Below are 25,563 nucleotides of genomic sequence, written 5' to 3' on the forward strand. Positions count from 1 at the left end.
AAAAATCCAATATAATAATTAGAATATATTATGAAAATGAAATACACAATTACAACACCACTATATTATGTTAATGACAAGCCTCATCTAGGTAGTTCATATACAACAATTGCTTGTGATGCAATAGCTCGATTTCAAAGACTAAGTGGAAATACAGTAATTTTCCTTACTGGCGTTGACGAACATGGTCAAAAAATAGAGCGTACCGCAAAAAGTAAAAACCTTCAACCTCAACTACATTGTGATGAAATCACAGAAAAGTATAAATTTTTATGGGATAAATTAAATATTAGTTATGATCGATTTGTTAGAACAACTTCTGAAAACCATTCATCATTAGTTTATCAATTTTATTCAAAAGTTTTGAAATCTGATGATGTTTATATGGGTAGACAAAATGGCTGGTATTGTGTTGGATGTGAGGAATATAAAGATGTAGATGAGGATGATAAAAGCCCAATGTGTTCTATTCATAAAAAGGAATTAGAATGGAGAGATGAAGAAAACTTATTTTTTAAATTATCAAAATATCAAGAACAAATTGAAAAATTAATTCAAATTGATGGTTTTATTTCTCCTAAAAGTAGAAAAAATGAAATTATCAATTTTGTCTCAAAAGGGTTAAGAGATTTCTCAATTTCTAGAGTAAACTTAAAATGGGGTATAAATGTTCCTGGAAAAAATGATCACACATTTTATGTATGGTTCGATGCCTTATTAGGTTATATTAGTGGATCTCTTTGCGATCAAAATTCTCCTGAACTCACCGAGGATTCTTTATGTAACTGGCCTGCAAATATACATGTAATTGGAAAGGATATACTCAGATTTCATGCTGTTTATTGGCCAGCAATGCTACTTTCTGCTGGTATGAAGCCACCTTTAAGTGTTTTTGGTCATGGGTTTTTAACACGCGAAGGCCAAAAAATGGGTAAATCATTAGGTAACGTTCTCGATCCGGTTGAACTCTTGGAATATGGGGGCATAGATGCGATGAGATGGTATCTTTTAAGAGATATTGAATTTGGTGAAGATGGTGATTTTCAAATGAGAAGATTTGTGGATATTGTTAATAGTGATTTGAGTAATACCATTGGCAATTTGTTAAACAGAACAATTACAATGTCTAAAAAATGGTTTAATGATGAAATTCCTATAGATAATTCTTTTTTACCTGAATCTCCTCTTAAAGTACAGTCAGAGATAAAAATAAATGAATATATGCAATCATTTAAAGATAACAATTTTAAAAATGCAGCAAATGCTATTATTGAACTTTCAAATAGCGCCAATCTTTACTTAAATAATCGTGCACCATGGAAGCTAATTAAAGATCTAACAAATATAGATACTGTTGCTCTTGATATATATTCTGTACTTGAATCTTGCCGAATTATTGGAATTTTGCTTAATCCTTTTGTACCCAATTTAAGTATTAGAATATTAAATCAATTAAATATTGATTCTACTACTATAAATTTTGAAAAATCATTACAATGGGGTTTGTTAGATCCTCATAATGGACTACAAGATCCATGTCCTGTAATGGATAAAATTGAATTTAATGAGAATTCTGTATAGTGAAATATTTAACGATTTATTTTCTGCTAATAATTACTACTTTACCTCTGCTTGGTTGCCAAAAATCAAATAAATCTTCTACTCAGTTAGATAATAAAAGCTACATTAAAGATTTTGTATTACTTCAGGAGAATCCTAATAATCAATTAAGCTTAAGAATCACTAGTCCTAAAGCCTTAATTGATCCATCAAATAATGATATAGATATATTTGACAGCTCAATTGAATTACTTAATAATAATGGTCAAAACTTTAGAGTTAATTCTGGCAATTCAACATTAAATAATTTAACTAATACTATTAGAGTTTTTAATAGTGTAAACATATCATTTCTTGACAATCATGATTACTACATAAATACTAATTCCTTTGAATGGGATTTAAATACATCTATTATTAATATAAATGATCCAGTTTATATTAATTTAGATAATACTAGAATAAATGCATCTAATGGAATTTATAATATTGAATCAAGCCTACTTAAAATAGATAATAGTGAATTCAATAGATACATATATAATTCAAAAGGTGAAGAGGAGTATCAGGTCAAAACTATTTCTGATTTTGTAAAATGGTTTAAAAAAGAGAATACTTTAGTATTTACATCTAATGAGAAACAGGTAGAAACAACTATTAACTTCTTACTTACTCAGTAATACATATAACTTATCTGACCATCCTGATATCCATTTTTCATCAGAATTGGTAAATGATCTTTTTGACCACCCCCCAACTATTGTAAGGCCTCTTTTTTCAAGAGGATAAACAATCACTGCAGGTAAATTATTTAGAACGCCATCAAACTCATCTCTACCTGGAAATAATTCAGTATTAACTAGTGAGATTAATCTTTTTTGATCGGTTGATCTTTTACATATTTCTCCAGGTTCAAATATTTTTTCAGATATTAAGCCTCTTCTAAGTATTACTTTATTGTCCCAATATATTAATATTGTACTAGCTGCCGTTGCAGTAAGTATTTGCTGACTTCCCCACGCCAGTTCATTTCTTTGATCGTCAGTTAATTTAGTACAAAGTTCAAAACCCTCTTTTCCATCCAAGCTAACCTTAGAGGGCTGTTTTGGTTTAATTTCAGTCCATAGATAACCTATTGTTATTAACGCTATTGATGCAATCCCAGATATTGTCTCTGCTCTTACTAGTGACGGATTAACTTGATTAGCAGTGCCAATATTTACAATTGATAAAATTAGTAAAAAAGATCCAAATATAATAACTAAGCTTGAAACTTTATACATTTATCTATTAAATATTTTAAATAAATATATTGAATCTTTATTATACATATCAATGCCTACCTTTATTCTCTAATCAATATAGATATAATATATTAAAATACACTATTTATAGATTTATCCAATAGCTCAGAATATGATCAAACCAATAGCCAAAAATTATAAAGGACTCATATCAATTACAGGACCTACAAGAAGTGGAAAAAGTAAATTAGCTGAATTCTTAGTTTCGGAGCAAGATCAAGTCACTTACATAGCTACATCAAAACCAAGACCAAATGATTCAGATTGGCAAAAAAGAATCGGCATACACAGGAAGAGAAGACCTAATAGCTGGACGCTAATTGAGCATCCAAAAGACATCAGCAATGCAATTGAATCGATTAAAGGAAATCAGTCCATATTAATTGACTCATTAGGTGGCTTAGTTGAACATCACCTGATAAAAGATGACGATCAATGGGATGATTTTCAAATTAAATTTGTTCACTGCCTTTCAGAAGATAATTTATGTATTGTTGTTGTTTCAGAGGAAGTTGGCTGGGGAATTGTACCCGCTACACCAATAGGTCATTTATTTCGTGAACGACAGAGCAACCTAACCTCATTGATAAGTCGCCACTCAAAACAAAGGTGGCTTGCTGTCAATGGCACAGCTATTAACTTAGATAAATTTGGTGATCAAATACCATGAATTCATTAAATAGTTCTCGCCCAAGAGTCGCGTTATTTGAACCAAGAATTCCACAGAACACAGGCACAATTGGCAGATCATGCTTAGCCTTCGATATGTCGTTAGATATTATTAAGCCAACTGGCTTTAGCTTTGAAGATAAATATTTAAAAAGAGCTGGTTTAGATTACTGGTCTTATGTCGATGTACATTTATATGAATCATTTGAAGATTATAAAAATTCTTTTAAAAACTCAAGAATTATTGCTCTAACTAAAAAAAGTGGCAACTCAATCTCAAATATTATTTATAAAGAAACAGATATATTTTTATTTGGAAGAGAGGACACAGGTTTACCAGATAACGTCATGAACATGTGTGAAATAGTTGCGGGTATACCTATGCCTGGCGGTGAGAATAAATTAAAAGCTGGTGGAGTTAGGAGTTTGAATTTATCTGTTGCTTGTGGGATAGTTTGTTATTCAGCTTGTTTGCAATTAGATTTACTAAGTAAATAGTTTTGTTTTATCCAAGATAGTTACAATATAAGACCCCATCATTAATTACATTATTATCGTCTAACTCCAACCATTCTTTAAATTCATCATAAAGTGCCTCCCTACTCTTACCTTTTAAACTATTAAGACGCTTAAGTGATCCGTTAAGCATTACCTCAACTGCTTGTAAAGCTCCAGATTGCATTGAAGGCAGAGATCAAATTTATTTACTTACATTTTAAATGATACAAATGCATTGTTCCGTTGCATTTAATACACATTGCCAAATCATAGTAATAATTATATAAATTACATGAATTAAATTACAAAGCCTCAAATAAAATCAATAGTTGTGAATTTTGAATTGAGGATAAATTTTAATTTATTACGGGATTTACTAATTAACCTTTTATAGTCAAATTATTACAATAGAAGAATAGTAAAAGCTACTCAAATGTCTAAAGCAAGCTTGATTGGTTGCTGTGAGGTGACTCTTAATTCAGCAATTAAAAGGCTTTCTCTTCTGGAAGGTAAAAATAAGAAAGCTCTAGCAAGTGAGTTTAAAGAATGGATAGATGCGATTGAAAGCGATAATAAAAATTATGACGTTTTATTTGTCAATAAAATTAAATAATTTGGTTATGAACTAGGTCTTGGGATGCAAATCTGGAAATCTAGTATTCTAATCCTCAATTCTATCTAGATTCTCTCTATCTGAATCTTCCTGCATTAACTATAATTACAAAAGGATTGAATATTGCGAAAAAATAAAATGAAAAGTACAAGATCCCAAGTCACACAGTCATTTCCATAATTTGGGAAAAAGAGTGCTGTTGCCAATGAAAACATATCAAATATGAAAGTATAATTAACATAACTACTTTTAGTTCTATCGTGACTTATTACATAGAAAAAGGGAGATTTAATGACTATATTTTTGACACAATTTTTTTTTGATATTATTATCGGCAATTATAATTTGTTTCTTTTAAATCAATCACAATTTAATAGACATTAATATTTATTAAATTTAGTTTCTAAGAATAAATAAATTTATATCTTATTACCTAAACCATTTATCAATTTTGTATGGAAGCTAAATAAAACTGTGCATAGATTTTAATAATGAATTATAGTATATGTAAAATTGATTAAAATATGATGCTAATAGGTTTGATACTAAAAAAAATTAAAAATCTTATACCCTATTTATTGTTAATTGTATTGTATTTCTTTTTTATAAATCTTGAAACAATAGAAGAACAAAAAAATAAATCTATTAAGAAAACTGATATTCAGCTTAATCAAGAGAAAATAAAGATAGATGATAAAAAACAAATAAGAATATCCATACCAGTATTTCCATATAGAGAATAATTATCTACCTAATATTTATTTTAGATCTCTTTTCTTTAAATAATATTTCTTGCCTTTTTTCTGCTCTAATAATCTGTTTTTTAATTTCGACGCAGTGCTGACAGTTGCAAGTCATTATTGTAGAACTTTAAGGAATAATCTAGAATTTAGATAAATAGTTGTATTGTTAACTATTTGGAATAGAAGTATTAAAGTGGTTACTATTAAATTAACTTAATTTATTTAAATTTCAAGGTTTTCTTGATTTTTGTTTAGTCTCTTTCTTTTGTTTATTTACTAATCTGTAATATATAATAATTTAATGTACTCCAAATCTCTATTCCTAGTCATAATTAGTGTTTACATCAATAGCTGTAATATTTTCACATAATAGATTAAGCGAAGAGTTAGGTCCTGCTAATAAACACTGATATTTTTTTTCTTTATTGGTTTGAACTGATTTTTTAAACATATAAATTTTGTTTTTGCCATATTGAATTCATAATTTATTGATGTTTGAAGTTTGATTAGTCTTTTCTTTAACTTTTTGGCATTCAGCCAATGAGAGGTTCGCTTCTATTTGGGCTAAAACCTGTTGAAGTTCAGCTGTTCTATTCAATGAGTTCTCAGCCATGGTTCTAAGTTTTTGAAGTTCTATCGATGCTGTTTTCATAGACAAAGTGACAATATGAATTTTTCCTAATAAGCATTAGATTAGTAACTAATGAACTAATAGGAAGAATACAAAAACAAATTTGCCAGAGATTTTCTAGATGTCAATAGTAAGAATCATGATCTGTTGATTATTCAATAGTTGACTATAACGATTGATTGATATGTGTAAATTAATATATCCACGGATTTCCTTATCAAATAATATATAAGTTATAGTAATAATATTTATTTGTGCATAAAAAAAGAACACAGGGATGTTTTCATACCTATGTTCTTTAATTAAAAAAATCAATTAAACAGTTTCAATAAAGTCTAACTGTCTTTTCCTTTCTTTTCAGAATCAACTGGTCTTACTGGCTTAGGCAATAGCATGATAAAAATCTAATGTCTATTTTATTTATAGGTGTTTTTCAAAATTCGTAAATAAGAATTATAAGTTTGAAACTTCTTGACACAAGGGAAACTATCTTTCTTGAGATTTTTCTGTGACCTTTTGATTTTCTTCTCTAGAGAGGTTAGCCTCTAGTTGAGCTAACGCTTGTAGTACTTGAGCAGTACTAGTAAATGGTGCCTTATCATGTGAACGAAGCTTATGAGTTTGACTTGATTTGTTTTTCATATGGCTCAGAAGCTAACAGTTGAGCTTGGTCCTTGGATTTATATGTAGAAACCAAGACATTTACAAGCTTTTATAAAGCTAATAATTTATAGGTGATGAGATATTTTATAGTCGTTATTTGATGGGAAGTTGATTTATGACAGATGATTGGAAACCAGAAGATTCTCAAATTCTTGTTGACGCATGGGAAGATATCAAAGACTTAGCTGAAGCTATCCAAAAAGATCTAGCTTGTCCAGATGTAACTATTTCAAAAATGTTAAGGTCTGTAGCTGAAACATTTGATAATACTGTTGAAGATTTTCTCGATAAAGCAGAAGAGGATTGGGAAGAAGAGAAATAGTTGTATTATTAAGATATGATTCCAGATTTCTTTCAATCTCCTGATCCAGTAAGTCATACTGTTTTGTGGAAATCAATTATTGGTTTATTCATAGTTTTATTTGCAACTTTTGTTGGTGTGGAAGTTAGGGTTGGAAATGAAGATGAAGAATCATAATAAATAATTTATAAAAAATAAATAATTAAGACTTTTCTATTATTATTTAATGCAACTAAGAAGGATCAATTAAAAATTTAACCTGAACATATAATTTTTATATTATTTATCTATAGTGTCTAACGTCTCTGTTATGACTCCATGGTTATCACTGCTTAGCTCTGCTAAGAGGAAAGAATCAACATCTGGCTCCTCAAATTGGATTCAATTAGCCACAATAGGAACAGATAACACACCAAGAGTTAGAACAGTAGTATTTAGAGGGTGGACTAAATCCTTAGAAATGCTTATATATAGTGACAATAGAAGTCAGAAATTTGATGAATTAGCATTGAATAATAACGTTGAAATATGTTGGCTGTTTTTTAAATCAAAATGCCAATTTAGGTTTCGAGGAAAATCAACAATTGAATTGAGCAGTGAAAATCTGATTCATTGGGATCAACTAAATGATAAATCGAAGCGAATGTGGAACTGGCCAAGTCCTGGGGATAAATTTGTCTTTGGCCAATTAAATGAGATATCATCTAATGCAAAGCAAGAAATATCAAATAATTTTTCTATTTTGAAAATCGAAATAATCCAAGTTGATCAATTGCTTCTTCGTAACCCTGTTCATGTAAGGAGAAGATGGATAAGAAAAAACGATTGGATAGAGGAGCGTATAAACCCATAAATAGTTGAGGATGACGAAGCTTGCTGTTGGGGAAGCTTCTTTATATTCCGATCACCCTCAATATACACATAGCAATTTTCATTAGTAATTGCAACAGTAATAGATCATTAAAAACAAAAAAAAAGTATTGTAATAATAGAAATGAAGTTTCGGCTTTTAATACTATATAAATTAATTTTTCTAGTTGATTGTATAAAGTATTCTTAAACAATTCAGGTTTGTATTTTCATTCTAAAAATGTTTTTTCTTAGCTTTCCACAGTAATCATAGAGTAAATTTTTTATATATCTTGTCTCTTGGCATTACAAACTAAGAAGTAATATGAGCTATTTTTCCTAATTTAATCTTTTATGATATTGCTTATTTATATATAACTAATTTATATATAAATTTTTTGTAGTTATAATATGTTCTGTTATTTCTTTTTAATCAACTCTCCTTGGCAATAGCATAAGGGTTAAATGATTATCAATAAATTCAATATCGTCAGCTTCAATAGTTTTTCTTTATTCATAGACCTCAAAAAAATTTTGATCTAAAGATTTCTTCCTTAGATGACCATCCTGAATTATTATATTGCATGTTACCTTATCATTTCGGATTTGATTACTGTGGTTCAAGGAATTCTTTTCTTGTATAAGCTATGGTAACTCTCATATTTGTTATGGGCGTATCCCCCAGTCAGTGTAGCTCAGCCGGTTAGAGCACAGCATTCATAACGCTGAGGTCGAGAGTTCAAGTCTCTCCACTGACATTTCATTATTAGATTAAAGAAATATTTAACAATGATGATGATTGATTCATTGTTTAGCATTTTTATTTCTAGTTGTATTATTAAGATTGGTTTTACTATTAGTTATTAAAAAATAGTTACTATTTCATGTCTATCTGATTAAGACGTTCTTTGAAGGATATTGATGAAGATCCGTCATCTGAATTTGATTTATCACTTGAGAAACTATCGCTTTGTCGGATCATTGAATTATAATTGTTTTGGTTATATATAGAAAAATTCTTTGAATTATTAAAACTAACATTAGAGTTGTTGGGGTTGTTATCGGTGTTTTTTTTTGAGTAGTTGGCTATTGTTGTATTTTTGGGGTGCTCAACATTTGTTTTGTTTTTGAGATCTTGAATACTCGTCCTAGTTTGATCTGCTTTTAAATTCTTTTTATTATTTAAGGGATACTTTTTAACTTCACTTCTTAATTGATTTAATAACTTAAAATGATTTGAAGAGCTGAATTTTTTAACAAGGGATGGATCCCAACTTACTGGTTCATTCATTTTTATAAATATTCTCCTTTAGTTAGAGTGACAAAGTTTCTTTGGTCTTAACATGATAAATTATAAAGAGGAAAAGGGGAAGTTCTCTACCCTCCAAACCAATCAAAATACGCAACAAGTTCCATGACGACAAATGAGTGCCTAAGGGTAGGTATGCAAGCACCAGATTTTGCTGCTACTGCAGTTCTTGACCAAGAATTTAAGGACATTACTCTTTCTCAGTACAGAGGAAAGTATGTGGTTTTATTTTTCTACCCTTTAGATTTTACTTTCGTCTGTCCCACTGAAATTACAGCTTTTAGCGACAGATATAGTGATTTCAGCAGTAAAAACACAGAAGTTTTAGGTGTATCAGTTGATAGTAAATTTTCTCACCTTGCTTGGATTCAAACACCCAGAAATGAGGGAGGAATTGGCGATATTAACTATCCTCTAGTATCCGATTTAAAGCGTGAAATTTCCCAATCATATAACGTATTAAATGAGGATGGAGAGGCTGACAGGGGTTTATTCATAATTAACCCAAAGGGAGTCATCATGCACTCAACCATTAACAAAGCACCTGTTGGTAGAAATATTGATGAAACTCTGAGAATTTTACAAGCATACCAATATGTTGAATCTCATCCAGACGAAGTTTGTCCTGCCGGTTGGACGCCTGGTGACAAGACTATGAAAGAAGACCCTAAAGGAAGCAAAGAATACTTTTCTGCTCTCTAAAATAAATTTTTTATAATTGGTTATTTGCAGATAGATAGGAGTTGAGTGAGTTAATAACATAATCAGATTGAAGTGTTTCATTAATTATTAGTTCATCAACTAGTGTATCCATTAAAGTGACTTTATCTGATAACAGATTAATAGCATGATCCAGAGCTTTTTTGGATATAGATATTATTTGCCTGTCAATAGCTTTACTTGTATGTTGAGAATATTCTTTTATATTTTTCATAATATCTTTTCCAAGAAATATTGAATCTTTTTCAGAATCATAAGCAATTGGACCAAGGTCTGAGAAACCAAATCTTGTAACCATTTGGTTAGCCCAATAATAAACATTCTCTAGATCCCTTTGCGAACCTTGTGTAACTTCTTTAGATCCAAAAACAACAATTTCGGCAGCTCTCGATCCAAGTAAAATTACAATCTTGTTATAAATGTAACGTCGTGTTAGAAGTCCACTATCAATAGTCTCTTCATCGGGTGTGAAATAAGTCATTCCATACATATCGCCAAAAGACTTAAATAATGATATTTTTTCTAATTTATCCTGAGATGGAATTAATAAAGCTACTAATGTTTTACCAATAATTTGATATGCAATCTGTCTTTTCTTCGCACTATTTGAAAGTGGTTTTGCTATAATGCCGAAACGTGCCTTTTCTAAAGCTTTTTCTATATCAATAGAACTTATTTTTAATTTATTATATCTGGCGGCATATATTGCAGCCTCATTTAAAAGATTTTGTAGGTCAGCTCCTGAAAAACCAGGAGTCCTATTTGCCCATTCCATGAGATTAACAGAATCACATAGAGGTTTTGTTCTTGCATGAACAGACAAGATTTTATGCCTAGCTTTTCTATCAGGTAGTGAAATGTCGATACGACGGTCAAATCTTCCAGGCCTTGTTAGGGCTTGATCAAGAATATCAGGCCTATTTGTGGCTGCAATGACAATAACTCCATTATTAGTTTTGAAACCATCCAACTCTGTTAATAATTGGTTAAGTGTTTGTTCTCTTTCATCATTCCCCCCTCCGATTCCAGCTCCTCTCTGACGACCAATTGAGTCAATTTCATCAATAAAAATTATGCATGGGGATTTTGATTTTGCACTATTAAAAAGATCTCTGACTCTTCCAGCTCCAACACCAACAAACATTTCAACAAATTCTGATGCAGAAATGGAGAAGAATGGAACATTTGCTTCTCCTGCTATTGCGCGAGCTAATAAAGTTTTACCAGTACCGGGTGGTCCAACTAACAAGACTCCTTTGGGAGCTTTTGCGCCAAGGTCAATTAGTTTATGTGGATTCTTTAAAAATGTTACTATTTCTCTTAACTCATCAGATTCTTCATTTAACCCAGCTACTTCATCAAAAGTGATCTTTCTAATATCATCTTCTTTAACCTGAGAAGATCGGCGAGAAAAACTCTGCATGTTATTTAATAACTTGGAGGATCTTTTAATTAGAAATGAAAGCGATAAAATAAATATAAATGTAAGACCAAGACCAGTAATAAAACTAGCTAAGCGCTGTTCTGATCTAATATCTTTTACCGTAAGTGGAACACTATATTCCTCAGATAGTCGGAGAATTTTCTGATCATTGTAAAATATTGGAATTACCCTCTTTTCTGAATTTCTAAATTCAACTATAACTTCTCTTCTATTTGGGATTAGAATAATAGATACTATCTCACCACTTTCAATATCTTTTAATAATTTACTATAACTATTATTCATTTGTTTATTAAATTTATAGATTCAAAAGTATTTATATATAACTATAGTCACATTCTAAACTAACCAGAGCCTTTAAAGAAAAAAAGACAAGTCGTTGGTTTTTGTTTAAAGGTATTTTGTTAAATTGGTGCTTGACGTTATAAGATATTAAATTGTTAATCTTGAGTTGAAATGGCGGTACCCAAGAAAAAAACCTCTAAAGGAAAGAGAAACCAAAGGCATGCAACCTGGAAAGGCAAAGCTGCTGTGGCTGCAGAAAAGGCTTTATCTATAGGGAAATCAGTTCTTACTGGAAGAGCACAAGGCTTTGTTTATCCTATGGATGAGTCATCAGAGGAGGATTCTGAATAATTTAATTAAGAACCAAGTTTAAAGGCTTCAAGAAGAAGAGCATAGGTTGAGCCAATTCTGAAATTATTAATTGAGATTATTATCAGAGATAACTTATCATATTTTGACAATAGTGATGATCTTATAAAAAACTCCATAACTATTAATATAAGAATTGCAAGCAATATTGTATTGACAGATTTATCTAATAAATAAGAAAGTATACTGTTAGTAAAATAAAAACCAAATAGTAAAGATAGAAGAAAAACACTTCTTTTACTCCAAGAATCAGATATTAGAGGATTAATAAATCTAAAAATAAAATTAATCAGTTTCCTAAATTTAGTTTTCTGCATTTTTATTAATAATAGCGGTCAAATATTCATAATCTACATTATTACTAATTAAAGGTTCACCGTAAATTAATTTAGAAGGATTTTTTATATTTCCAAGGCTATTAACACAAGCATTAGCTTTATTAGATATATTCTGTATTGAGCTTGTCCAAGGTGGCAGTGTCAATAGGCAACTAAGATTTGCTGCCTTGGCAGCCTTAACACCAATTGTAGAATCTTCTATAGCTAGGCAATTTAACTTAGATTTCTTGCTTAATTGAACTGCTAAATTATATGCATCTGGAAAGGGTTTGTGTTTACTTACATCTTCATAAGTAATTATTCCGGAAAAAAATTTTAATTGTGAACTCATCGAAGCCTCTAAAAAAGGTTCCAAGGAATGTCTACCGCTGGTCGTAACAATGTATTGCCCTACATTAAAGTTGGCTAATTCATTAATTAGTCTTATTACGCCTTCTCTTACTTTAATCTCTCCTGATCGAATTAATTTCTCGTAATGTATGCGCTTTCTTGATTGGATTTTTGAACATTGGCTATCAGTCAATTTGCTGTGTATTTTGTTTCGATAGTGGATTATTCTGTTTAGACCACCTGATATTCTTAGAAGTTCCAAATATTCTTTCTCGGTCCAGTTCCAATCCAACTCATAATCTTTAAAGGCTAAATTAAATGCAACTCTATGCCCACACAACTCAGTATCGGCGATTGTTCCATCTACATCCCAAAAGACAGCTTTTAACTCTTGCATGTTATTTGTGCATAATACAAATATAATTCTTACTAGCAAAGAATCAAACTAGGTTAAGCTTTTGAAAACTGACCATAATCAAGTTAAAACATGGATATTACCAAAACCAGTAAAAGAAAAAGGAAAAGATAATTGCTCTTTAAACTACATTTTGCAGAAAGTATTAATTAGACGAGGTTTTGATTTAAATAAGGAATTGGATGACTACATAACACCTAAAGAACTTCCTAATCCAGAAGTTCACTTCAATGAATTAAAAAAAGCAACAGACAGAATAATTGATGCATGTGCTAGTAACGATAAAATCGCTATATGCGGAGACTATGATGCTGATGGTCTTACAAGTACTGTCCTGTTAGTTGAATTATTATCTCTACATGGCGCTAAGGTAACCCCATATATACCTTCAAGGCAGGAAGAAGGTTATGGTTTAAACGTGAATATGATCTCTGATATTAATAGTAAACAAATAAAATTAATTATTACAGTTGATAACGGTATTTCAGCCTTTGATGCAATCAAAAAGGCTAAAGAACTTGGTATTGATTTAATTATTACAGATCATCATAGAATTCCTGATAAAAAATTAGATATTCACTCATTAATTCACCCAGAAAATACTCCTAATGACTCTCCCTATAAATATCTTGCTGGTGTTGGAATTGCATACCTATTAGGTAAAAATATATGTAATAAGCTAAATTATGATATCAATAACACAACCGCAAATGTTCTTTTTAGTATTGGAACTGTTGCTGATATGGCTCCCCTCAAAGGAGCAAATAGAAAATGGCTTAAAGATTTTTTGCCCAAAATATCTAGCACAAATAATAAAGCAGTCAAATCTATTATAAAAAAACTATCAATTAATCAAAACGACATAACATCAGAAGATATAGGTTATAAGATTGCCCCATTAATTAATTCCGTTGGTAGAATTGATGACCCAAAGATAATAATAGATCTTCTTACAAATAAATCTAAAGTATCTATAGATAGAATTGCTAATAAGTGTTTTAATATTAATAAAGAAAGAAAAAGACTTACTGCCCTAATAGAAGAAGAGGCGCTTGAAATTGCAAAGACTCAATATTTTAATGGTGCCAAGTTTCTTGTACTCACTAAAAGAGAATGGCACCCAGGTATTATTGGAATCGTTGCGGCTCGAATTGTTGACAAGTTTAATTTACCTACTGCAATACTCGCGTTAGCAAGTGATGGAAAATATAGAGGATCTATAAGATCTAATTCCCGATTAAAAGTAAATCTAGCATTAGAAGAATGTAGTGATCTTCTAATAGCTCATGGTGGACATTCTGAAGCCGCAGGATTTTCAATAAAAGAAGAAAATATAGCTAAATTGATGGCTAGACTCGACAATATAGCAAAAAATGAATTTAAAAATATTGATTTAAATAAGGCTATAAAGCCTGACGCTTACATTCGTTTTGTTGATATAAACCATGATTTTTATAGACAGTTATTATTGATGGGCCCCTTTGGAATCATGAATCCAACCCCAATTTTTTGGACCAGGAAATGTAAAATTACAAATATCTCGCTACTTAATGGTGGACATATAAAGATGACATTAAATGATGGCACTAGTTCAATTAATGCAATAAAATGGAAAGAAACTACTAAACTAAAAAAAAATGAATTAATAGATGTTGCTTTTTATATTGAGTTAAACAAATGGAAACAAAGAAGCAATTTACAATTAAATATTATTGATATAAAAACTCACAGTAAAATTATAGAATTAAAAATACATAAAAGAATTTATAAATGTCAATTAAACGATAATAGCGAAGTCTTAATAACTAATACCAAAGGAGAATGCATCAGTTCAGACTTTTCTATGAACTCTACAAATATTAATAAAAATCAGTTATCGTTTGCAAAAAAGATTCTTGCTTTTGCTGAAATTGCACTTGGCAAAGCTTCCTAGGGATTTATACACCTCTTCTATAGAAGATCAATGCGATGATTGCTGGTCCTGCAAGAAAAACTGCAACTAGTGGCAAGAGGTTTCCCATGATGGTTTAAAAACTGTGGATATTTTACTAAACAACCAGACTTTGCTTCACAATAATTAAAAAATATTGATCTTAACTCATATTAGGTTGTATTTTTCTGATTTTGAGAATCTTCCCCGACTACAATAATCAGAGGCACTAAAAACATTGATCGTGATTTTTTCATAAATTTAGTAAAGTAATATATGACCCTGAAAAAAAAATTAATCATACTGAGTTTATTAATAGCTTGATCATTTTCAGTATCTATCTAATATAGAATTAATGATAAGCATAAAAAAAGATAACATCACTTAATAGAAAGTAATGGGTAATTCAAATTCTCAACTCGAAAAGACCGACACAAATGATTCAACTACCTTTTTAAGTATATTAATAACTACTTTTAGTACAATATTTCTTGCTGAGTTAGCAGATAAAACACAACTTGCCACATTAATGTTATCTGCTCAGTCTGGCAGACCATTAATTATATTCATTGGTGCAGCACTTGCACTTATCACAACTAGTCTTCTTGGAGTTCTTATAGGCAGATGGATCGCAAATAAGCTTCCCAGGCAAAGGTTTACAGTTCTTTCAGGGGTAATTATGTTAAGTTTGGGTATATACCTGGTAACACAAGGTTTTATTGACTTTATGCAAAAATACGATTCATACAAAATTTTATGATTCTTACGCTTCTTTTTACAACTTTTGTTACTGTATTTCTAGCTGAGATGGGTGACAAAACACAATTAACAACAATAACTTTAAGTAGTACGACTAATAAGCCATTAGCTGTATTTATAGGATCCTCATTAGCCCTCATATTGGCTACTCTTTTAGGAGCCTTGGCAGGTGGCTCTATTGCAAACCTTGTTCCTGCATTCATACTCAAACTGCTATCTGGAATAGTATTCTTAATTATAGGTTTTAAGCTTCTAGCAAAAAGCAAAAAAGAGTATACTTGTGATAGCTAGTAAACCAATTCTTTTCAATAAGCAAGTCTTTTATTTTAAAGACTTAAATAAATTTAAATTTATTAATTAGCCATCTTATTATGACATCAGTTTTACAAATATTAGAAAGTCTTGATAGAGAAGGTGGATTAGAAGTATCTAAGCTAGAAAAGTCTTTAAAGCTTACCAAGAAACTTGATAGAGATAAATTACACATAGCAATCAAGGCTCTTTCAAAGCTCGGTATTGTTCAATTTATTAACGATGATAAACTAACGGTTAATAGTGATATTGGCTTGATAAAAGGGAGAGTCCGCTGTAGCAGTAAGGGCTATTGTTTTGTTGTTAGAGAAGATCAAGGTGAAGATATTTACATCAGAGAAGCTAACTTGAATAATGCCTGGCATGGTGATTCTGTTATTGTATCAATTACAAAACAAGGTGTAAAAAGAAGAGCGCCTGAAGGATCTATCCAATGTATATTAAATAGATATAATGATACTTTGCTTGCAAAGATAGAATTAGATAAATCTTCTGGGAGCTTAAGGGCATTCCCTTTGGACGATAGGATACCAGTTATTATTGAGTTAGAAAATAAAAAAGAGATAAGGGAGCCAAGTAAAGATTATATTTATGAAATAAATATAATCAAATATCCTATTGCTCAATTTAATGCAAAAGGATCAATAATTAGAGAATTACCTATAAATGCCGGTGTAGAAGGTGACATAGAATTATTACTTTCAAAACACAGCATATCTAGAAAAGTAAGTCCACCAAAAGTTGCTCCTAAGAAAATTTCCATAAAAGGAAGAGAAGACCTAACTAATCAACCTTCATTATTATTTGAAAGTTGGGAATCTGAGAACTCACCATCATTACCAGCTATATTTGCGCAGCCAAATGATGGGGGTAATAGAATTTGGATTCATTCTCCTACAGTTTCTGAAAGGATTAATTTAGGTGGAAAACTTGATCAATTTCTCAAAGATAAAGGGGAAATTATTTGTTTAGGAAATAATTGGCTTGATTTTCTAAACGAGTCTTTAAGATCAGCATCAAGATTCAAACCTAATGAGGTAAATGAAGCTATTTCGTTAATGGTTGATCTTAATTGTGATGGGCATGTAATTGATTGGAAATTTAGTGCCAGTATTATTAAGCCAATAAAAATTATTACGACAAAACACCTAAAAACTATTGTTAATAGAAAAGCGACATCCAAGTCAATTCCAATTGCAATTAAAAACATTAAAGATAATCTAGAGGTTATCTATACAATTTTACATACATCAAAACAAATTAATTCAAATAACAAATTATCCATCAAACTAGACGAAGAAATTCCTCATTTAGAAAGACTAAATGAATTACATAAAGCATTTCCTGGAAGAGACTTTCACGGATGGTCTAGAACATATAATTGCGTTGACCCCCAATCAATTATTGATATATATATTAGGCTCTCTAATAATATTTTGGCGAAACATCTATTAGGATATAAATTACCATTTATCTATAAAGAGCATGAGGAAATAGATTCATCCTCTATTAACGAACTTACCAAATCTGCACTAGCTTTAGATAATAATATAAACGTTAATATTGATGGTTCAGTTACAACATCTGAATTGATAAAATCCTTCGAACCTAGTCCTGACAAGAAGATACTTCATAAGCTTCTTAAACATATAATTCCTGGAATTCATTTAAAGCTTTATAAACCTAATTCTCATATTGAAACAAGTGGCTTAAATTCTGAGATAAACACAATTAATATTGAATCGCCTTGGTGTTGCCCAACCTTAAATTATTGGAATATATTTAATCAATTTATATTAACTTCACTTTTAAATGATGGTAAGAATAAAGCATCAAGTAGAAGTAAGGATATCATTGAGTTAGGGAAAAAAGATAGTTGGAAAGATTTAAATTGGGATCTGTTATCATCTAAAATTAATGAAAATATTAATAATTATTCGGATTTACGTTTAATTAATAATTTAAATGAAATCAGAAAAAAATCTAAAACATTCAGAAATAATCTTATTTCAATTGCCCAAGGTAGAGAAGCTCAGAAAATTGTCGGCAAAGAAGTAGAAGCAATAATAACTGGTGTACAAAGTTATGGTTTTTTTGCTGAAATAGAAGATTTAACAGCAGAAGGTTTAGTTCACGTTAGTACTCTTGGTGACGATTGGTATGAATATAGATCAAGACAAAACCTTTTAATCGGAAGGAAGAGCAAAAAGACATATCAACTTGGCCAAAAAGTAAATATCAGGGTTTTAAAAGTAGATATACTTAAAAATCAAATTGACTTAGAGCTTGTTAATGCCAAAGATTTCGAGTCAATTAATAAAAATGAAAACAGTGTTGATTCTGACTCTGAAAATTAAAATTAATGAATAGTATTGTAATTGCAATCACAGGAGCTTCTGCTATGCAAATAGGGGAGCGCTCAATTCAATTATTGTTAGAAAATAATCGCTCTGTAGATTTAATACTCAGTAAAGGCGCTTATGAAGTTGCCAAAAGTGAACGTAATATTAATATCCCAGTTGAACCCAAAGCTCAATCTGATTATTGGAGAAATCTATTTAGAGTTAAATCAGGCAAGTTGAGATGTTATAGATGGAATGATCATTCAGCATCAATTGCAAGCGGAAGCCACAAAACAAAGGGGATGGTAATCGTTCCATGTTCAATGGGAACATTGGGTAGAATTGCTTCTGGTTTTTCATTAGATTTAATTGAGAGATGTGCCGATGTTCATTTAAAGGAAAACAGACCTTTGATTATTTGTCCAAGAGAATCTCCATTAAATTTAATTCATATTGAAAATATAAAACGTTTAGCCACTGCAGGTGCATTAATTGTGCCACCAATTCCAGCATGGTACACAAATCCACAAACTATTGATGATTTAATAGATTTTATTGTGGTTAGATTGTTTGATTCCCTTGGAGAGGACTTAAATTATGTAAAAAGATGGAATGGTCCAAATAAATGAAATTAAAGTTATTAACCAAAACTATACCATTTATATCAACCTTAGTATTAATATTTTTCTTATATAATAGTAATCAGAAAGAAAATACAAAATTAAGAATACTTATTTGGAATACTCCGTCATACTCTTTAGGGACCTATCTTGCAGTATCGACAGGAATTGGATTTATAATCTCATATTTATTAACAACTAGTCTAGCAAATATCAATAAATCTTTTGAGAATAAATCATTAGGGTATAAGTATAATCATTCTCATGATGATAGAAGTCAGTATAGTGATTCATATTTAAGAAACTCTGATGAAAAAACCTTAATTGAAAGAGATGTGAATGATCCGTCACCTACAGTAAATGCACAATTCAGAGTGATTGGTAAAATTAGAAGATATGATGCTGTTGATAAAGATAATCGAGCTAAATATGATACTGGTAATGACTATGAAGAGTCAAACTTTGATCGGGATGAGGAAGTTGAATCTTTTAATCCAGATACTAAAAACTTTTCTGACTGGAATGATAATTCATTTTCAAGCTGGTAGTTAAAAAACAAATATTTTTAAACAATAATAACTCTACAATCGTCTTTAAATTTTGCTAACATAATTCATATGGAAAACAACAAACAAGTCGAAAAAATTGAATCCAAAAAAGAAGTAACTAATGGGGTATCAGCATCTTCATCAAATGTAGAAGTATCACCAATTTCGAAAAAACCCGTCAAACCTCCTAAACTTGAGGATAAACCTTTTGATGAGTTTATAAACAATCATTTAATACCTGGTTTAAAGTCATCAATTGAAAATAAAGGTGTATCAGTGAGAGATATAAAACTAATACAAGGTAGTCGACCAGTCGTTGGAGGTAATTGTTGGATGGTTTTTTGTGAAATATCGGAACAAAGAAGATTCTGGCTTTGTTTTAATAAAGAAATATTAACTTCAGATAAGACTATATTATTAGCAGAATCAAATTCAGATCCAAGCGTTGTAGAATCCTTTCTGATTGATGAAAAGAAGACTACTTTACCATTATTAATTTCTAGAGTACTTCAAAGATTAAATGGTCAAAAATGGATTGGAGCGAACTAATCTTTGATTGTTAATATCATTTATTCTTAATTTATTTTATAGGTTCGATCAATAAATAAAAAAAATATTTCTATGTAATCTTCAAATACACAGTTAAGCCAATCAAATGCCATAATAAGAAAAAAAAAAATTGACTAACTCATTACTAACTAAGGAAGATGCAAATTTGTTATTTCATACATTTGACTCAACATTAAAACCACAAATTGAAGATTTATTAACTCTAGGAAAATCAGCTGGAGCTGACCTAGTAGAAGTATTTCTTGAAAAATCAGACAATCTTTCGCTTCTAGCTGAACAAGATGAGATTTCTAATGTAAGCCCATCATTTGGAATTGGAGCTGGTATTAGGGTCTTTCTAGGAAAAAAAGACGGTTTTGTTAGTACTAATGATTTATCCAAAGCTGGTCTTCTATTTGCTTTAAATCAAGCTTTAGGGATGCTAGGCCTAGTCTCTGGATCAGTAACTAACCGTAGTTTTGATGGCTTAGCAGATTTTAAGGATTTTGGGGCAAAAAAGAATGATTGGTTAACTCATTCACCAGGGCTCAAGGAATCAACTTGTAAACTGTTGGATGCTACTAAAATCCTTTCTCATAAAAATAAAAATCTAAATGTAAGAAGAGCTAGTTATACAAGAAATTGGCAAGAAGTTCTCGTTGCTGCCTCTGATGGTGTTTTTGCCAGGGATATTCGGCTTCATCAAAACGTAGGTATGAACGTAATTGCTCAACAAGATAAAAATAGATCGACTTCTGCCAGAAGGTATGGAAGCTCAGGTAACCCTGATGATCTAAGAAATTGGAATATCGATCAAAGTGCCAATGAATTAAACGAGAGTGCTCAGAAAATGCTCTATGCTGGATATGTTGAAGCAGGTCAAATGCCTGTTGTTCTTGCAAATAAATTTGGCGGTGTCATATTCCATGAAGCTTGTGGTCACCTTCTTGAAACGACTCAGCTTGAGAGAGGGACATCCCCTTTTCATAACTCAATAAACAAACTAATTGCTCACGAGGCAGTAAGTGCAGTAGACGAAGGACTTTCAAATCATGCGTTTGGTTCAATATCTATGGATGATGAAGGCATGGAACCTCAAAATACATTACTAATTGAAAACGGAATATTAAAACAATTCCTTTCTGATAGAGCTGGTTCTCTGAGGACTGGTCATCCTAGAACTGGTAGTGGCCGGAGACAAAATTTTTCGTTTGCTGCTGCAAGTCGTATGAGAAATACATACATTAAAGAAGGCATTTATTCTCCTGAAGAACTAATTAAAAGTGTTGATAATGGACTTTACTGTAAGTCTATGGGAGGAGGTAGTGTTGGCCCCACTGGTCAATTCAACTTCTCAGTTGAGGAAGGTTATTTAATAAAGGATGGAAAGCTTGACCAACCTGTTAAGGGTGCCACTTTAATTGGTGAGGCAAAAGAGATACTTCCAAGAATTTCAATGTGCGCTAATGATCTTGATCTTGCAGCAGGTTTTTGCGGATCTGTAAGCGGAAGTGTCAACGTTACTGTGGGCCAACCTCATATAAAAGTTGATTCAATAACAGTTGGAGGGCGTTAAATGACTGAATCATTAACTAATCAACCAAGGTCTGAATTAGACCCTCAACTACTAAATAATATTTTAAAAGAATATATTCAACACTCAGGAATTGATAAATGGGATTTGGGAGCATCTTTAAGTAGAGATATTTCTGTGCAAGTTCAGCAAGGTAATGCAAAACAGCTGAAAGGCTCTCAACGAAACTCAATCACTTTGAGAGTATGGAATAAAAATAATCAGGTTGGTATTACAAGCACTTCTGACTTGACGAGTGAAGGCATAAAAAAAGCCATGAAAGGTGCCATTGAAGCTAGCCTTTTCGGTAACGAAAAAGAATCTCCTGAATTCTCTCCATTATCAAAAACAGAATTAAATGAAATTGAACAAAAAGTATCGAGTTCTCATTCTATCGACCACTTACTTAATATCCTTAAAAATGCAGAAAAACAATTAATCGATACTCATAAATCAATAAATTCTGTTCCATATAATGGATTAAATGAAACCTATATGGAAAGAATATATATCAATAGTGAGGGTGCTAGTAGGCATATGAAACTAACACAGTCTTCTATATATTTATATGCAAAGGCCGAGGAGGAAAACAAAAAGCCAAGAAGTGCGGGTGGTATTAGGATTAATTCTAATTTAGAAGAACTTGATATAGATTCTTGTATTACTGAAACATCAGAAAAGTTAATTAGTCATTTGAAATATAAACCTATATTGACAAATAAGTATCTGATTTGTTTCACTCCTGATGCCTTTCTTCAATTAATCAGTGCATTTAGTTCAATGTTCAATGCAAGATCAATTATTGATGGACTTAGCTTAATGACTGAAGATTCAATAGGTAATAAAATTTCCGTTTCTAATTTAAATATAAGCGACGAGGGCCTTCATCCTGAAAATGTAGGTGCATTCAGCTTTGATGGCGAAGGAACTCCCACACAAAACATTAAATTAGTAACTGATGGTGTACTAACTAATTTACTTCATTCAGAAGCAACAGCGAGAAAATTTGGTGTTAAACCAACAGGTCATGCGGGATTAGGAGCTAAGGTATCGGTTTCTCCAGATTGGCTAGTTGTAAGCAATAGTCAATATTCAATTGATAAAGATGAAAGTCTAAGTGTTAAAAATACACTCAAAGAGTATGTATTAATTGATGAATTATCGGCGATACATTCTGGAGTAAAAGCTAGTCAGGGTTCATTCTCATTGCCATTTGATGGTTGGATTGTCAAAGATGGTAAGAAGACATCCATTGAAGCTGCAACTATTGCAGGTGATATCTTAAAAGTTTTAAAGAGCATTGTAAAAATTGAAACTGAACAGATCGTTACCCATCAAGGGATCAGCCCGCATGTTTGGGTTGAAAACATGTCAATAACCGGCGAAGCGTGAAGATAGTTTTTTGGGGAACACCTAAATATGCTGCCGAAAATTTAATAAATATAGTAAAAGCTGGATACGAAGTAACTGCTGTAGTTACACAACCAGATAGAAAGCGTGGACGCGGAAAAAAATTAATACCGTCTCCAGTAAAACAAACAGCAATAGATTTAGGTATACGTGTCCTTTCAACACCATCCATAAGAAAAGATCAGAATATAAGAAACATTCTCTTAGATTTGAAAGCAGATATTTATATTGTTGTAGCTTTTGGTCAGATTCTTCCAAAAGAAATTTTAGATATTCCTAAACTTGGTTGTTGGAATAGTCACGCCTCCTTATTACCTTTGTGGAGAGGTGCAGCTCCAATTCAGTGGAGTATTCTAAATGATGATAAAAAGACAGGTATATGTATTATGCTAATGGAAGAGGGCTTAGATACAGGACCGATTGTTGAACAACAGGCCACGGTTATAGATGAATTAGATAATCTTGAAATACTTACTAATAAACTATCCGAAATTTCATCACAGTTATTAGTAAAATTTCTAAGAAGGATAAATCTATTAAATTGTTTAAACAAATCAGAAATCCTAGAGCAATTAAACGCTATTGATCAATCACAATTAAATCTAAATCCTACTTATGCAAGACAAATCGAAAAAGATGATTACTTAATTGATTGGGATCAAAAAGCTAGAACAATCATAAAGAAAATAAATGGTTTATATCCTAACGCCTATACACTTCACAATGGTAAAAGAATAAAAATATTAAGAGCAAACAATGTTTTTCATAATGAAGAAAAATGCGATTCTAACAATACAGATAATGAATCTATGGAAAATAATATACCAGGAGAAATTATTATGATAAACAAACAAAAAGGACTAAAGATAATGTCTAGTGATTATGCAATCCAAGTAACTTATGCTCAGCTTGAAGGGAAGAGGGCTACAGATAGCTATACTTTATCAATTCAGGCTGACCTAAGAGTAAAAATTATATTAGGAAACTAAACATTATCGATTTTAATTTCTTTATTTGAAAAACCCCAAAGAAAAAGGCATAACATCACTAAAAAGAATAAATATTCAGGTATGACTAATTTGTATAAAATCAACTGAATAATTAACTTTAACCCTATAATGCCAACTGCAATATAACCAGCTTTTTCTAAATTAATATATATTTCTAGCCACTTTATGAACAATCCTGAAGTAAATCGTAGTGCTACAACTCCAATAATTGCTCCAGTAATAACCAAAAGAAATTGATCGCTTATTGCTACTGCTGCCGTAATACTGTCTATTGAAAATGCCAAATCTGTAGCAGCTAATAAAAGTATAACCCTAAATAATGAACTTACAGATTTGGGATAGTTATCCATTTCACTACTAATTGAGGTATTGTTATTTATACTAATAAATTTCGAAAATGATAGTGATATTAAATATATACCACCTATTAACTTGACTGGCCAAAAATTTAAAAAGAATTGTGCAGTTAGGATTACAATTATTCTTAATAATAAAGCAATAAATATACCGATATTCAATGCTTTTCTTTGAAGTTCAATATTATTTAAATTCTTAGTTATGGAGGCTAGAGCCACAGCATTATCAGCAGAAAGCACAAGCTCTAATGAAATTATAATTGGCAAAAGGGGTGCTAGTTCAACCCATCTATCAATACCATCAAGTATGGGAGTTAATGATCTAAGAGATGCTGAATCCATCAAATTACAAAATAAGAGCTATTAGCACTATCTGTTTCGTATATGTTAACTCTAATGTTTCTAATTAGTGCTATTTCAAAAAGGTCATGAGAATTGAATCGAAACTATGTTACGTATCTGAGAATAAAGCCATTGTTAAAGTATCTGCTTGGGTCAATGACCAAAATCTAGGAAGTGCACTGGCTGAGGGCTTAACAGTAGATGATGCAGAAGACAAAGCAATCTCAAGGCTTCATAAGAGGTTAAACACAAAGAGAACTAATGACCAAGGATTAAAAGGTGACAATAAAGATCTAATGAGTACTCCATTAAGAGTAGAATTGCCTAATAGTAATAAAATTGAAAAAACTAATATCTCTCAAGAACCAAGTGATTGGAGTGATGAACTAACTGCGATAGATGCTGAAATTGTACGACTAAAATGGTCTAGAGATGATGAAATTAATTTTCTAGAGAAAACCTTTGGTTATAACAACCGGAGTAAAATAACTAATTATAATGATATTGTAAAGTATCGAAATCTATTAAATAAGTTAGATAAACCCTCTAATTCTCAATTTTTTGAAGATAATATTAATGCTTTAATAAGAGAATCTGATAATATACTTAGAGATTTGTCATGGGATCATATACAGGGAAGAGAATATTTACTAAGGGAATTTAATGTTTCAACTAGAAAAGAACTAAATGAAGAACAATTATTATCATTTGTCGAAAAGCTAAAATCAATTAGAAATCAATCTCAAAATCATTAGCCCTTCTCAACACGAA

General features: G+C 30.9%; 31 protein-coding genes and 1 tRNA gene. 22 read left to right on the top strand and 10 right to left on the bottom strand.

The window, feature by feature from the left end; genetic code table 11:
- The first annotated feature begins 30 nt into the window (after nt 1-30).
- On the top strand, nt 31-1,581 hold the full coding sequence (gene metG / locus AC6EI2_RS01765; RefSeq protein ID WP_498462715.1) for a methionine--tRNA ligase: 1,551 nt from the start codon (nt 31-33) through the stop codon (nt 1,579-1,581).
- Nucleotides 1,581-2,240, top strand: a complete 660-nt coding sequence (gene lptC / locus AC6EI2_RS01770) for an LPS export ABC transporter periplasmic protein LptC (RefSeq protein ID WP_498462716.1) — start codon at nt 1,581-1,583, stop codon at nt 2,238-2,240. Before metG ends, lptC begins: the two co-directional genes overlap by 1 nt.
- Here lptC and AC6EI2_RS01775 read toward each other — a convergent pair.
- Entirely contained in the window at nt 2,226-2,843 is a 618-nt protein-coding gene (locus tag AC6EI2_RS01775) for a cofactor assembly of complex C subunit B (protein WP_498462717.1), read from the bottom strand. The two genes, lptC and AC6EI2_RS01775, sit on opposite strands and share 15 nt — an antisense overlap.
- Nucleotides 2,844-2,976: 133 nt before the next feature.
- Here AC6EI2_RS01775 and AC6EI2_RS01780 point away from each other — a divergent pair, with 133 nt between their 5' ends.
- Together AC6EI2_RS01780 and AC6EI2_RS01785 are read left to right on the top strand one after the other, a co-directional pair.
- Complete coding sequence (locus tag AC6EI2_RS01780; protein ID WP_498462718.1) at nt 2,977-3,534, top strand: bifunctional adenosylcobinamide kinase/adenosylcobinamide-phosphate guanylyltransferase; 558 nt, start codon at nt 2,977-2,979, stop codon at nt 3,532-3,534.
- On the top strand, nt 3,531-4,031 hold the full coding sequence (locus tag AC6EI2_RS01785; RefSeq protein WP_498462719.1) for a tRNA (cytidine(34)-2'-O)-methyltransferase: 501 nt from the start codon (nt 3,531-3,533) through the stop codon (nt 4,029-4,031). The genes AC6EI2_RS01780 and AC6EI2_RS01785 overlap by 4 nt, the downstream gene beginning before the upstream one ends.
- A gap of 7 nt (nt 4,032-4,038) precedes the next feature.
- Here AC6EI2_RS01785 and AC6EI2_RS01790 read toward each other — a convergent pair whose 3' ends face one another.
- Nucleotides 4,039-4,215: an RNA-binding protein gene (locus AC6EI2_RS01790; protein ID WP_498462720.1), complete on the bottom strand. Its 177-nt coding sequence runs from the start codon at nt 4,213-4,215 to the stop codon at nt 4,039-4,041.
- 249 nt (nt 4,216-4,464) lie between these two features.
- Between AC6EI2_RS01790 and AC6EI2_RS01795 the strand changes: the two genes are divergently transcribed.
- Nucleotides 4,465-4,644: a hypothetical protein gene (locus AC6EI2_RS01795; RefSeq protein WP_498462721.1), complete on the top strand. Its 180-nt coding sequence runs from the start codon at nt 4,465-4,467 to the stop codon at nt 4,642-4,644.
- 1,221 nt (nt 4,645-5,865) lie between these two features.
- On the opposite strand, the gene AC6EI2_RS01800 is transcribed toward AC6EI2_RS01795, so the two are convergent.
- Nucleotides 5,866-6,000, bottom strand: coding sequence for a hypothetical protein (locus tag AC6EI2_RS01800; RefSeq protein ID WP_498462722.1), 135 nt, complete (start codon nt 5,998-6,000; stop codon nt 5,866-5,868).
- Nucleotides 6,001-6,504: 504 nt separating this feature from the next.
- The gene (locus AC6EI2_RS01805) at nt 6,505-6,660 is read right to left on the bottom strand and encodes a hypothetical protein (protein ID WP_498462723.1); all 156 of its coding nucleotides are present in this window, start codon (nt 6,658-6,660) and stop codon (nt 6,505-6,507) included.
- A gap of 136 nt (nt 6,661-6,796) precedes the next feature.
- Between AC6EI2_RS01805 and AC6EI2_RS01810 the strand changes: the two genes are divergently transcribed.
- The 4 genes from AC6EI2_RS01810 to AC6EI2_RS01825 all read left to right on the top strand — a co-directional run bounded on the left by AC6EI2_RS01810 (nt 6,797) and on the right by AC6EI2_RS01825 (nt 8,589).
- A complete protein-coding gene (locus AC6EI2_RS01810; protein ID WP_498462724.1) occupies nt 6,797-7,003 on the top strand; it encodes a hypothetical protein in 207 nt (68 codons plus the stop codon).
- A gap of 15 nt (nt 7,004-7,018) precedes the next feature.
- Nucleotides 7,019-7,159 (top strand): hypothetical protein, encoded by a 141-nt coding sequence (locus AC6EI2_RS01815; protein WP_498462725.1) that lies wholly within the window; start codon nt 7,019-7,021, stop codon nt 7,157-7,159.
- Nucleotides 7,160-7,292: 133 nt separating this feature from the next.
- Nucleotides 7,293-7,835: a pyridoxamine 5'-phosphate oxidase family protein gene (locus tag AC6EI2_RS01820; RefSeq protein WP_498462726.1), complete on the top strand. Its 543-nt coding sequence runs from the start codon at nt 7,293-7,295 to the stop codon at nt 7,833-7,835.
- Nucleotides 7,836-8,515: 680 nt separating this feature from the next.
- Nucleotides 8,516-8,589, top strand: a tRNA-Met gene (locus tag AC6EI2_RS01825).
- A 119-nt stretch (nt 8,590-8,708) separates the two neighbouring features.
- Here AC6EI2_RS01825 and AC6EI2_RS01830 read toward each other — a convergent pair.
- Nucleotides 8,709-9,122: a hypothetical protein gene (locus tag AC6EI2_RS01830; RefSeq protein ID WP_498462727.1), complete on the bottom strand. Its 414-nt coding sequence runs from the start codon at nt 9,120-9,122 to the stop codon at nt 8,709-8,711.
- Nucleotides 9,123-9,245: 123 nt separating this feature from the next.
- Between AC6EI2_RS01830 and AC6EI2_RS01835 the strand changes: the two genes are divergently transcribed.
- Nucleotides 9,246-9,842: a peroxiredoxin gene (locus AC6EI2_RS01835; RefSeq protein ID WP_498462728.1), complete on the top strand. Its 597-nt coding sequence runs from the start codon at nt 9,246-9,248 to the stop codon at nt 9,840-9,842.
- A 10-nt stretch (nt 9,843-9,852) separates the two neighbouring features.
- Here the strand turns inward: AC6EI2_RS01835 and ftsH are convergent, their stop codons facing one another.
- Nucleotides 9,853-11,589, bottom strand: a complete 1,737-nt coding sequence (ftsH, locus tag AC6EI2_RS01840; RefSeq protein ID WP_498462729.1) for an ATP-dependent zinc metalloprotease FtsH — start codon at nt 11,587-11,589, stop codon at nt 9,853-9,855.
- 171 nt (nt 11,590-11,760) lie between these two features.
- On the opposite strand from ftsH, the gene rpmF reads away from it, so the two are divergent.
- Nucleotides 11,761-11,940 (top strand): 50S ribosomal protein L32, encoded by a 180-nt coding sequence (gene rpmF, locus AC6EI2_RS01845; protein ID WP_498462730.1) that lies wholly within the window; start codon nt 11,761-11,763, stop codon nt 11,938-11,940.
- A gap of 5 nt (nt 11,941-11,945) precedes the next feature.
- On the opposite strand, the gene AC6EI2_RS01850 is transcribed toward rpmF, so the two are convergent.
- Together AC6EI2_RS01850 and AC6EI2_RS01855 are read right to left on the bottom strand one after the other, a co-directional pair.
- Nucleotides 11,946-12,275 carry a DUF565 domain-containing protein gene (locus AC6EI2_RS01850; protein ID WP_498462731.1) on the bottom strand — a complete coding sequence of 110 codons (330 nt, stop codon included), beginning with the start codon at nt 12,273-12,275 and terminating at the stop codon, nt 11,946-11,948.
- A complete protein-coding gene (locus AC6EI2_RS01855; protein WP_498462732.1) occupies nt 12,262-13,023 on the bottom strand; it encodes an HAD-IA family hydrolase in 762 nt (253 codons plus the stop codon). The genes AC6EI2_RS01850 and AC6EI2_RS01855 overlap by 14 nt, the downstream gene beginning before the upstream one ends.
- Nucleotides 13,024-13,084: 61 nt before the next feature.
- On the opposite strand from AC6EI2_RS01855, the gene recJ reads away from it, so the two are divergent.
- Nucleotides 13,085-14,974 carry a single-stranded-DNA-specific exonuclease RecJ gene (gene recJ / locus AC6EI2_RS01860; protein ID WP_498462733.1) on the top strand — a complete coding sequence of 630 codons (1,890 nt, stop codon included), beginning with the start codon at nt 13,085-13,087 and terminating at the stop codon, nt 14,972-14,974.
- 4 nt (nt 14,975-14,978) lie between these two features.
- On the opposite strand, the gene psb30 is transcribed toward recJ, so the two are convergent.
- Nucleotides 14,979-15,062, bottom strand: coding sequence for a photosystem II reaction center protein Ycf12/Psb30 (gene psb30, locus AC6EI2_RS01865; RefSeq protein ID WP_071813363.1), 84 nt, complete (start codon nt 15,060-15,062; stop codon nt 14,979-14,981).
- Nucleotides 15,063-15,368: 306 nt separating this feature from the next.
- Here psb30 and AC6EI2_RS01870 point away from each other — a divergent pair, with 306 nt between their 5' ends.
- The 9 genes from AC6EI2_RS01870 to fmt all read left to right on the top strand — a co-directional run bounded on the left by AC6EI2_RS01870 (nt 15,369) and on the right by fmt (nt 24,073).
- Nucleotides 15,369-15,731: a TMEM165/GDT1 family protein gene (locus AC6EI2_RS01870; protein ID WP_498462734.1), complete on the top strand. Its 363-nt coding sequence runs from the start codon at nt 15,369-15,371 to the stop codon at nt 15,729-15,731.
- Nucleotides 15,728-16,021 carry a TMEM165/GDT1 family protein gene (locus tag AC6EI2_RS01875; RefSeq protein ID WP_498462735.1) on the top strand — a complete coding sequence of 98 codons (294 nt, stop codon included), beginning with the start codon at nt 15,728-15,730 and terminating at the stop codon, nt 16,019-16,021. The genes AC6EI2_RS01870 and AC6EI2_RS01875 overlap by 4 nt, the downstream gene beginning before the upstream one ends.
- 80 nt (nt 16,022-16,101) lie before the next feature.
- Nucleotides 16,102-18,399: an RNB domain-containing ribonuclease gene (locus AC6EI2_RS01880; RefSeq protein WP_498462736.1), complete on the top strand. Its 2,298-nt coding sequence runs from the start codon at nt 16,102-16,104 to the stop codon at nt 18,397-18,399.
- Nucleotides 18,400-18,404: 5 nt separating this feature from the next.
- The gene (locus tag AC6EI2_RS01885; RefSeq protein WP_498462737.1) at nt 18,405-19,013 is read left to right on the top strand and encodes a flavin prenyltransferase UbiX; all 609 of its coding nucleotides are present in this window, start codon (nt 18,405-18,407) and stop codon (nt 19,011-19,013) included.
- Nucleotides 19,010-19,552 carry a hypothetical protein gene (locus AC6EI2_RS01890; protein ID WP_498462738.1) on the top strand — a complete coding sequence of 181 codons (543 nt, stop codon included), beginning with the start codon at nt 19,010-19,012 and terminating at the stop codon, nt 19,550-19,552. Before AC6EI2_RS01885 ends, AC6EI2_RS01890 begins: the two co-directional genes overlap by 4 nt.
- 69 nt (nt 19,553-19,621) lie before the next feature.
- Complete coding sequence (locus tag AC6EI2_RS01895; protein WP_498462739.1) at nt 19,622-20,101, top strand: DUF2996 domain-containing protein; 480 nt, start codon at nt 19,622-19,624, stop codon at nt 20,099-20,101.
- Between the two features lie 166 nt (nt 20,102-20,267).
- On the top strand, nt 20,268-21,677 hold the full coding sequence (locus AC6EI2_RS01900; RefSeq protein ID WP_498463448.1) for a TldD/PmbA family protein: 1,410 nt from the start codon (nt 20,268-20,270) through the stop codon (nt 21,675-21,677).
- A complete protein-coding gene (locus AC6EI2_RS01905; protein WP_498462740.1) occupies nt 21,678-23,066 on the top strand; it encodes a TldD/PmbA family protein in 1,389 nt (462 codons plus the stop codon).
- Entirely contained in the window at nt 23,063-24,073 is a 1,011-nt protein-coding gene (gene fmt, locus AC6EI2_RS01910) for a methionyl-tRNA formyltransferase (protein WP_498462741.1), read from the top strand. The genes AC6EI2_RS01905 and fmt overlap by 4 nt, the downstream gene beginning before the upstream one ends.
- Here fmt and AC6EI2_RS01915 read toward each other — a convergent pair.
- Nucleotides 24,070-24,792: a TerC family protein gene (locus AC6EI2_RS01915; RefSeq protein WP_498462742.1), complete on the bottom strand. Its 723-nt coding sequence runs from the start codon at nt 24,790-24,792 to the stop codon at nt 24,070-24,072. The genes fmt and AC6EI2_RS01915 overlap by 4 nt on opposite strands.
- An 86-nt stretch (nt 24,793-24,878) precedes the next feature.
- On the opposite strand from AC6EI2_RS01915, the gene AC6EI2_RS01920 reads away from it, so the two are divergent.
- Entirely contained in the window at nt 24,879-25,547 is a 669-nt protein-coding gene (locus tag AC6EI2_RS01920; RefSeq protein WP_498462743.1) for a hypothetical protein, read from the top strand.
- Nucleotides 25,548-25,563 lie beyond the last annotated feature (16 nt).

The organism is Prochlorococcus sp. MIT2302 (assembly GCF_059772385.1).